The following is a 9,745-nucleotide window of genomic DNA, read 5'->3' on the forward strand; positions in this document are numbered from 1 at the left end:
CATAATATTTACAAACATGCCTTTGGGATTTTTGCTTATAATCCTGAAGGTTTGTTAAGTGCACTTTATTTCAAGAATTTGCTTCAAAAACTTTTGAGAAAACCTGTTGACATATTACCAGGTTGCTCCAGAAGCTTCAAATCGCCAGGCTCCATCTTGATATTGGTGCCGAAACGCTCCCACTCCTTCAGGATGTAGCTAGGATAATGCCCCCGGCACTGCACATCTGCAAAGACGAAGGTCCTATCCATTTCCTTCAGGGCAGCCATCTGGTCAAGAGGTGCCGCACTGGCCGGATATACAGGGCATACAGCCATCATGCAGCCGATGTACATGTCAGGGTTAATCTTGTGCCCCTCAATAACCGCCATGGCGGAAGCCACGAACTCGTGATGAGCAGCCTGATACATAACCTGGTACCTGTCCTCCCCCTCCTGATAACGGAGGCCGGAATCCTGGAAGGCATGATGGTCGCTCATGCCGCCGATGACCTCACGCTGATTGTTAATCTCGTTGAAGGTCATCCAGTACTTTACCTTGTGCTTGTAACGCTCAAAGCAGACCTTGGCATAGCGCACGAAGAACTCAATCATCTTGCGGTTCCGCCAGCCACCATACTCATTGGCCAAGTGCAGCGGAATCTCGAAATGGGACAGGGTAACCACCGGCTCCATGCCATACTTCAGCATCTCATCAAAGAGGTCATCATAGAACTTCAGGCCTTCCTCGTTTGGCTCCAGCTCGTCCCCCTTCGGGAAAATCCTCGTCCAGGCGATGCTGGTACGGAAGCACTTGAACCCCATCTGTGCCAGGAGGGCAATATCTTCCTTGTAGCGATGATAAAAATCAATGGCCTCATGATTCGGATAAATCTTGCCAGGGATAATCCCGTCCGTAATCTCACGGGGAATCCCCGGGCCTCCTGCCGTCATTACATCGGCAACGCTAGGGCCCTTGCCCCCTTCATTCCAGCCGCCCTCCAGCTGATGTGCCGCCACTGCGCCGCCCCACAAAAATCCTTTTGGAAATGCCATAGCTTATTCTCTCCTTAAATAAAAATTGCTTCCTAAAAAAATTACTTCCTCTAACCCTTTAAATATATAACCTTGTGGCAACATTGTAGCACTGCCGGTACTTGTGCTACAAGAAAGGCAGCGCCTTTCACAACGACATTTCATAAAAAGCGCTGCCAGCCTGAAACAAAGTTCCAGATTTTTTATGCGGCCTGCTCCGCTTCCTCCTTCTGCATCTCCTTATCCATACGTCTCGTGAAAGGCAGATAAACCAGCACGGAAATTGCCAGGGTAATAATCTGCACCACAGCCCCCTGCCAGCCTGCCAGCAGGAGACCGGCAATAATCGGCGGCGCCGTCCATGGAACCTGCACCGCCCCCATCGGGGACATAAAGCCGATAACCATCGCAAAATAAGTAATAGTCACAGCAATAATTGGCACAAGGATAAAAGGAATCAGCATATAGCCGTTGAACACGATTGGCAGTCCGAAAATAATAGGCTCGTTGATGTTGAACAGGCTTGGCACGGTAGCCATCTTGTTCAGGGACCGCAGCTGCTCTGATTTTGCCGTCAGGTAGGCTGCAATCACCAGCCCCATGGTCATGCCGCAGCCGCCAGCCTTGGCAAACATATCCACCTGGGCGGTAATCAGCTTGGCATTTGGATTGCCGATAAGGGTCTGCCCCGCATCCAGAAGTGCCTGATTGTCAAGGGCATTAGCCAGCAGCATCGGTGTCACTACGCCATTTACCACATTAGGGCCATGAATACCTGCCCAGAACAGCAGGCTGTGCAGCCCCTCGATGATGATGCCTCCGGCCAAAGTGTCCGTCAGGCTCTGCAAAGGCACCTGGATGACAGTAAATACCAGCTCAGGTGCGGAAGTGTTGCCGGCAAAATGGCAGATGCCCCATACGATGGAAGCCAGCAGGAACACCAGGAAGCCCGGCGTCAGTGCCTCAAAGGCCCTCACTACTCCCCCTGGCACGGACTCCGGCATCTTGATGCCGATGTGGTTCTTGACACAGTAGCAATAGATATAGCTGGTGGCAAAGGCTACCAGCAGGGCGGTGATGATGCCGTTGGAACCGGCCCAGTTCTTGGGAATCACATTGCCTGCAACCTGGCCGCCCTCCAGCACCACCTCCGGCGGAATGATGATGACGAAGGCCGCCAGGGCCAGCCCCGCCGCCGTCATGCCGTCCAGGCCTTCATTAGCCACATACTTGTAGGTCACGCAGACCACCACAATCAGGGCCAATATGCTGAACGTGCCGCCGCATACCGCAAACAGGGGCGCCGCCCAGTTCTCGCCGAAAATTCCCGCCATGAACTCATTCCAGCCTGGAACCGGCAGGCAGGCAACCAGCAAAAACAGCGAGCCGCAAACCGTAAACGGGGTAGTCATGATAAAGCCGTCCTTGACCGCGATGATTGCCTTAATCTGAGCAAAGCGGTTCATGACCGCAAGAAATTTATTAAAAATTTCATTCTTTGACATCTTCCTTACCTCTCCTCAACAAAAGACTCAAAATGTACCGCGAAACTTAACCTCAATCAAAGTGTAGCACCGGCTGATTTTTCCCACAACAAAAGGAGTGCCCTCTGTAATGTTTTTTCAGAAAAAGCACTCCTTGCCTGTATCACCCATTCAATTTTGTATCTGCAAGGGCAATTTTGCCCATACACGGCTATCCCAAAAAGACGCATAAATACTGCTTTCATTTACACATCCATACATAGAAAAACTATAGAGTGCGCCCATGCTGGGCGCACTAAAAAACGGCAGCCTATTGCGGGGGGTGGCTGCCGTTTATCGAAAAGAAGCAATTGCAAGCAGAATTGCTTAAACAAGTTAGTTTATTTTATCATGCTTTTATTTTGCCGGGGTAAACTTCATCCACTTGTACTCTGCCTGAACAGGGAAGTTGGAATCATCTACCGGGTTCAGCCACTCATCAACGCCGCGGCCTGCCCACAGATTTGCCATAACCATGCTAGGGGTTACAGGGATATTGTCAGTAGCCTTGTAAACTTCCTTGCCGTCTACATACCAGGTGATGGAGCCCGGCTGCCAGTCAAAGGCATATACATGGAAGCCCTCGCTGGCATCAAAGCCCAGGTCGCACAGGTACTCATGGTTGCCCTTGCTGTCAGTAAAGTAGTTGAACTGAGCCTTGGTGGTATCCTTGCCCAGGAACTCGATATCAATCTCATCCCACTGGGTCTTCGGCTCATCATATGGGCCGGTATAAGTGAAGAAAGAAGAAACGATGCCGTCGCTCTTGGCAGGCTTCATGCAAACCTCATACAGGCCGTAGTGATACCTGTTCTGAGTGGTAGTGCGGAACTCTGCACCGGAGTAGTTGACAGTAGGATCGGACCAGCCCGGGCCATCCTCGTTGTCCAAATTCAGCTGCATGCGCTTGCTGTTAAAGGTAATGTTGTCCTTGTACCAGTTGGTATCAAACATAGCACCATTGGTCCAGCCGTGGGCAGCAACGGCTTCCTTTGGCATCTTCTTGGAAAAATCAAAGAAGAAACCTCCCTCAGGAGCAACCTGCTCTACAGTAGCGCAATACGGGCTGTCAGCAGCCTCAACATTGGCAGCAGGCAGAGTCATAACGCTGACACCTACAGCAAACAAACCAGCCATAACACAGCTTGTCAATTTCTTGAAATTCATAACTATCCCCTCATCTTTCAATAATTTTTTAACTAAAATGCATCATATAATCATATAGCAAATATTGTACATCAAGTACCAGGCATCCAATATCAGAGCTTGTCCATTTCATGATACACATCAATCAATTCCTGCGCTACCAGCTTGAAAGCCTCGGCGCTCATCAGCTGGTCTTCCGCATGCATAACCAGCAGGCAGGCAACAGCTGCACCCTCTGCCTCACGGCCAAGGAGCTCCAGATGCACATCATGACCTTCGGCAAAATTCTTGTCACCCTTGGCAAGCAGCTCCTCTGCCTGCTCATAATCCCTCTCACGGGCGGCGTGAATAGCCTCGATGTAGCAGCTTCTGGCAGTGCCCACAGCAGAGATTATCTGGAATACCTGTATCTCCAACTCATCATTTTCTTCCATTGTTGGTTCTCCTCTAATTTTTGTTATTGCTATTTTATACTTGATATTTTATAGTTTGTAAAGTTCACTGTGCCAATCCGGCAGCGCACCAGCACCATTTCCCCATATACATGCCTATCAATGGTGCACGGCTGCGCTGCTGATTAGCAATCTACGCTACAATTTAGTACACGCTGTAATGCAGTACGCAACGCTTAGAAGTGGAAGTCAAGCTGTGCACGCCATACATGACGGGTGTAATCAGAAGTGTCGTGTCCATTCGGACCCCACCAGTCTTCAGCTGCCCTGGACCAGCCATAGCACAGCTCACCCTCTACATTCTTGGCAAATACATACTTGCCGCCAAAGGTCCAGCCGGTAGAGCCATCCAGCCACAGACTGTCAGCAGTATCACCCAGCCAGCGGCCATGCTCCTTGTAGTTATGCCATCTGCCATAGAGATGGAAAGAGCCTGGCTGATTGAGGTCAGTCCACTTATAGCTTACCTTGATGGCAGTTGCATTATTCTGCTCATCTGCATTGGTACGGCTGTAATCCGCCCACAGGTAGAGGTTTGGTGCAAAATTCTGCATAAGGCTGGCAGTAATCATCTGATTGCCATGCTCCCAGGTAACAGAATCCCTAGGCAGGCCATTACCCGCACCATCATATGGCATCTTAGTATACTCGTTGTGTCCTACTACAGTGCCTGTCTTCTCCGTATTAGAGCGCAGATAATGCAGCTGCAGCTGAGTGCCATGTCCTACAGTGCCCTTCAAGCCCACACCTGTAACAGCAAAGGTATTGTAAAGCTTGTGGTCAGGCTTCCAATACAAGGCAGTTGCCATCAAGTCATTATCATTCAGCTTATAATTCAAGGTAAAACCATCAGTTTCCTCACCATAAGCCATAACCTGGAAGCCGAGACCACGCCACTTACGGCCAATATCCAGTGATAATTTTTTACCTAAACTACCTTCCATCCACAGGCGAGGATAGAACTTGGAATTCTGCCTGTCCGTACCAACATAATAAGGATTATTGAAATCAACATTAGAAGCAGCCTTTTCGCCATGGAAATTGCGATAGTTGGAATACTTGTGATTAATCTCCCACTCAGTGCAAACCTTCCAGTCCTCGTTTACCTTGTAGTTGGTCTTCAGGCTCAGATAATAACGATCATTCTCCGTCATGCTGTCATACTTGCGGGTATCATTGTTCTCATAACGAACCTGTCCCATACCGCTAAGTTCCAGCTTGTCAACAAAGCTCTGCATCTTGTTGATAGCGGCAGTATTCTTCTGTACCTGCTTCTCCACCTTCTTCAAGGTTTTCAGCTCGCCGGACAGCTCCTGACGCACACCGTCAATCAGGGCATCGTCAGCAAAGCTGCCGCCCTTGTAGGCGTTGGCAATAATCTGTGCCATCTCATAACGGGTCATGGTCTCATCACCCTTGAAGGAACCATCTGGATAACCTTCCAGAACGCCATCCTTGGACAGAACCTCCAGTGCACTGTATGCCCAATGCCCTTTCGGAACATCGTTAAATGCAGTCTCGCTCAGTGCGGCACCATCCTGGGCCTCAGCAGCCAGGGCAGTGGAAGCGGATACTCCCATTGCCAGGCCTAATGCCATAGCCAATACTTTACTCTTTTTCATTATGCAGCCTCCCCATTCTTTTCTTCTTCAACTAAGCTGTTATCCATCTTCTTTACGAAAGGCAGGTAGATAACAACAGCCAGTGCTAAATTAATAATCTGGATTACAGCACCCTGCCAGCCATCAAGCAGCAGACCGGCAATGATAGGCGGCGTAGTCCACGGTACCTGTACGGCTCCCATCGGAGAAAGGAAACCAATTATCATGGCAGTATATGTAACGAACAGTGCCACGATAGGAACAAGGATGAACGGAACCAGCAAGAACGGGTTGAACACAACAGGCAGACCGAAGATAATTGGCTCGTTGATATTGAAGATACCAGGAACGGTAGCCATCTTGGTCAGGGAAGTCAGCTGCTCGGACTTGGAAACCATGTAGCTGGCAATAATCAAGCCCATAGTCAGGCCGCAACCGCCTGATTTTACGAATACATCATTCACCTGCATGGTCATGAACTTGGCTGCAGGGTTGTTCAAAAGAGTCTGGCCTGCATCCAGAAGTGCCTGGTTATCAAGGGTGTTGGCCATCAGCATCGGAGTAGCAACACCATTTACTACGTTAGGGCCATGAATACCAGCCCAGAACAGGAGACTCTGCAAACCAACGATAACAGTACCACCAAACAATGTATCAGTCAGGCTCTGCAAAGGAGTCTGAATCATGCTGAATACCAGCTCAGGAGCAGAAGTGTTGCCAGCGAAGTGGCATACGCCCCAGATGATGGAAGCCAGCAGGAAAACCAGGAAACCAGGGGTAAGAGCCTCAAATGCCCTTACTACACCGCCTGGAACGGACTCAGGCATCTTGATACCGATGTGATTCTTTACACAATAGCAATAAATATAGCTGGTAGCAAAAGCTACAAGCAAAGCTGTAATAATACCGTTCGAACCAGCCCAGTTCTTTGGAATTACGTTGCCAGCAACCTGTCCGCCTTCCAGAACTACCTCAGGCGGAATGATGATTACGAAGGCTGCCAGAGCCAGCCCCGCCGCCGTCATGCCGTCCAGGCCTTCATTGGCTACGTACTTGTAGGTAACACATACTACAACAATCAGCGCCAGTATGCTGAAAGTACCACCGCAGACTGCAAACAATGGTGCAGCCCAATTCTCACCAAACATGCTGACCATCAGCTCATTCCAGCCCGGAATTGGCAGGCAGGCAATCAGCAGGAACAGTGAACCGCAGATGGTGAATGGCGTAGTCATGATGAAACCATCCTTGACTGCTACAATCGCCTTGATCTGCGCAAATCGATTCATTACTTCAAGAAACTTATTAAACATTTCTTGTCTTGACATTTTGAAACCCCTCTCTTTTCTTTTTTAAATATTATTTATTTCGTCCCCTTCTTTTATCTTATCAGGACTTCCTTCTTACAATTATAATATAACAGACCGTGTAACAATTCTCAATAATTCCAATCTATGTGTAAACGGTGTTACAGGTATCTTTTTGCTACTTGTAACACCGCTACAAAACACTCTCAAAAAGCACTTAATCAATTATGTGTAGCTATTAGAAGCTCCAGCACATGTTGGCATTCAGGGAATAACCCTTCTGCTTGCCGGTCCAGCCGGATACGCCCAGGTCAAAGGATACAGGGCTGGCCTTCGGAGCAATCAACACACCCAGTTCCAGCATGCCGCTGCTGCCCTTTACGGACGGGCTAGGGGTGCTGAAGCCATTGGCGGTAGCATGCGCTGCACCATCAAACTCATACTGCCATGCCAGGCCTGCATAGACACTGCGCACCTTGCTGGTGCCATGGATATAGCGGAAACCAATGCGGGAACGCTTGGACTTTACGGAGCTGAAATCAAGGGTATCACCGTCAATATTTACAGAGGAACTGCCCTGATTGGTGTAGAACAGCTTGCCATACAAATCAATAGCATTGTCACCGCCCAGCTTCTGCAGCTTGCCAACGCCAACATGAGCACCCCAATACTTGGCACTGTTGTCATAGCTTACATCATGACCTGCCCATACGTTGCTGCTGCTATAGTCGCTGGTTACCTTACCATAGCGCAAAGAACCCTCATAGTAGAAGCCGTTATCATTGTCCTGACGAGCCATGATGCCTACGCCATAATTCTGGGCAGTACCAGAACCGGTAGTGCCATCATCAAGATAGGAATCATAGTTGCCACGGCCATACTCAAACATCGGGCCAAAGAGCAGCTTGCCACTGCTGTTCTTTACTTCCTTGGCAAAACCAATATTGAAGTTGGAACCCTTTACATCGACATGAGAGCCGGACTCCTGACGCATGCTGCCATAATTTGCAGCTGCATAAGGAACCATGGAACGGCCGGAATCACCAGAATCCTTGGCATCCTGCACAGCCTGTGCCGCATTGGTAAAACCAGCACCTGCTGTCAAATCAACACCGCTTGCCACCATAGCCAGTGCAGCCATCTGAGTCTCAACATAGGACTTGGAATTTTCACGCACACCAGTTACTGTGCCCACGTTGGTAATTTTATTAGCGGATACGCCCAAGGTATAATCTTTCTCAAACAACGGAGAAGCATTTACTTCATGCTTAGTTCCATGCGTACCAATATTAACCTTGCTAGCATCAATAGTACCATTTTCAACAACCAAAGCAGTACCTTCACCAGTAAAACCTGAAACATCTATATTGCTATAATCACTCAAAGTTCCAACCTTTAAAGTTCCCGAGCCAGCGATAATCAATTCATCAATCGAGCAATTATCTGTTACAGTAGAGCCTGCCCCATTCACTGTCAGCTTTGCCCCAGTAGCACCAACATTTTTAGCTTCCAGCTTACCATTAACTGTAAACAAATCACCAGGATTGATTTTTAAGGTATCTGCCAACTTAACATTTCGTACACCAATACCAGATTTCATAACTTTAAGATTACCAGCCTGCAAACTCAAAGCAGTACTAGGACGTGCTAGCACAACTACAGGACCAGGATAAACGTTACCGTCAGAATCATCCGTTGAATAAGGATATAACTCTATAGTATCCGTGTCACCAGCCATAACAAACGCTGCATTCTCACCATCTTGTACACCAATACGTTGCAAAATTATAGTATTATTAGAACTTTTAGTTAAATCTTTTGCAACCTTTATTGTTCCCAAAATATTTTTCTTATTATCAGGATTACTATCACCAAAGTTACCAGAACCAATAGTAATACTACTATCCTTTATTCCACCAGAAGCATCGCAAATAACAAAATCCTGTCCACCTGCATCAACCTGAATATTCTTACCAGTAATGATGTCTTGATCTCGTATAATAGCGTTTTCTTTATCACCATGTAAATACCACATATCATTAACAGAAGAATCAATATGTTTGTTATAGTTATCTACATAATATACAGAACCACCAACATCTGATTGAGTACTTCCAGCACCTTGAATCGTAATATCAGCCGCATACGCATTACCAGCAACCATCAAACCAAGCAGTACCTGAGCTGCCAAAGCCTTCTTTTTCCCCTTTAACATAACAAACTCTCCTCTTATTACATAATTTCAAATAAAACCACATTTTGCCGATATACGAATTTTAGAACTCTTGCGTGTAGCAGGATTTCAGGCGGCTATGGCTGTACCGTTGCAGGCATGTATATGAGCCTCGCTTCTTAACGAATTCGAGCCGTAAGGCGATGAATGAACTTAGAAGCGTGAGGCTCATGTCCATAGCGCGAGCGTGCCTGCAATGGTATTGCCATAGCCGCCCGAACCTTAACCTTGCATTTACATTGCACTGACCACTGCATTGCACTAACCACTACCCAGGCAATTCTCCCAAAACTCTAGGTAAAATATACCAGCATTTCTTTACAATCCCACTATACCAAATCAAAACTCCTCGTATAATAAGTTTTGTAAGCAAGATATCCGCCTTGTATGCAAAACTTATTTTTCTTTTTACAACTAAATATTTTTCTATGAAATTGGATTTCCTGATGCTACAATAATCAAAGAGATTA

Annotated in this window: 7 protein-coding genes and 1 pseudogene; all 8 read right to left on the bottom strand. The window is 47.6% G+C overall.

What is annotated here, in order from left to right; genetic code table 11:
- Window positions 1-128 precede the first annotated feature (128 nt).
- Window positions 129-1,034 (bottom strand): annotated as a pseudogene (locus tag FYJ84_RS14070) (family 1 glycosylhydrolase); the annotation flags it as partial.
- 182 nt (window positions 1,035-1,216) lie between these two features.
- Window positions 1,217-2,518: a PTS sugar transporter subunit IIC gene (locus tag FYJ84_RS14075; RefSeq protein ID WP_154408227.1), complete on the bottom strand. Its 1,302-nt coding sequence runs from the start codon at window positions 2,516-2,518 to the stop codon at window positions 1,217-1,219.
- A 375-nt stretch (window positions 2,519-2,893) separates the two neighbouring features.
- Window positions 2,894-3,703, bottom strand: coding sequence for a glycoside hydrolase family 16 protein (locus tag FYJ84_RS14080; protein WP_235901518.1), 810 nt, complete (start codon window positions 3,701-3,703; stop codon window positions 2,894-2,896).
- 92 nt (window positions 3,704-3,795) lie between these two features.
- Window positions 3,796-4,116: a PTS lactose/cellobiose transporter subunit IIA gene (locus FYJ84_RS14085; RefSeq protein ID WP_154408228.1), complete on the bottom strand. Its 321-nt coding sequence runs from the start codon at window positions 4,114-4,116 to the stop codon at window positions 3,796-3,798.
- 194 nt (window positions 4,117-4,310) lie between these two features.
- Window positions 4,311-5,756: an S-layer homology domain-containing protein gene (locus FYJ84_RS14090; RefSeq protein WP_154408229.1), complete on the bottom strand. Its 1,446-nt coding sequence runs from the start codon at window positions 5,754-5,756 to the stop codon at window positions 4,311-4,313.
- Window positions 5,756-7,063, bottom strand: coding sequence for a PTS sugar transporter subunit IIC (locus tag FYJ84_RS14095; RefSeq protein WP_154408230.1), 1,308 nt, complete (start codon window positions 7,061-7,063; stop codon window positions 5,756-5,758). Before FYJ84_RS14095 ends, FYJ84_RS14090 begins: the two co-directional genes overlap by 1 nt.
- A gap of 217 nt (window positions 7,064-7,280) precedes the next feature.
- On the bottom strand, window positions 7,281-8,609 hold the full coding sequence (locus FYJ84_RS14100) for an autotransporter outer membrane beta-barrel domain-containing protein (protein WP_205764287.1): 1,329 nt from the start codon (window positions 8,607-8,609) through the stop codon (window positions 7,281-7,283).
- Between the two features lie 934 nt (window positions 8,610-9,543).
- Window positions 9,544-9,745 (bottom strand): hypothetical protein (locus FYJ84_RS14525; RefSeq protein WP_205764288.1); only part of this gene is annotated, 202 nt, incomplete at its 5' end.

This window comes from Anaerovibrio slackiae, assembly GCF_009695585.1.
GTDB lineage: Bacteria > Bacillota > Negativicutes > Selenomonadales > Selenomonadaceae > Anaerovibrio > Anaerovibrio slackiae.

Bases quoted from the DNA above. Each gene is read 5' to 3' on its own strand.
- FYJ84_RS14075 (WP_154408227.1), bottom strand. From the start codon at position 2,518: ATGTCAAAGAATGAAATTTTTAATAAATTTCTTGCGGTCATGAACCGC.
- FYJ84_RS14080 (WP_235901518.1), bottom strand. From the start codon at position 3,703: ATGAATTTCAAGAAATTGACAAGCTGTGTTATGGCTGGTTTGTTTGCT.
- FYJ84_RS14095 (WP_154408230.1), bottom strand. From the start codon at position 7,063: ATGTCAAGACAAGAAATGTTTAATAAGTTTCTTGAAGTAATGAATCGA.
- FYJ84_RS14085 (WP_154408228.1), bottom strand. From the start codon at position 4,116: ATGGAAGAAAATGATGAGTTGGAGATACAGGTATTCCAGATAATCTCT.
- FYJ84_RS14090 (WP_154408229.1), bottom strand. From the start codon at position 5,756: ATGAAAAAGAGTAAAGTATTGGCTATGGCATTAGGCCTGGCAATGGGA.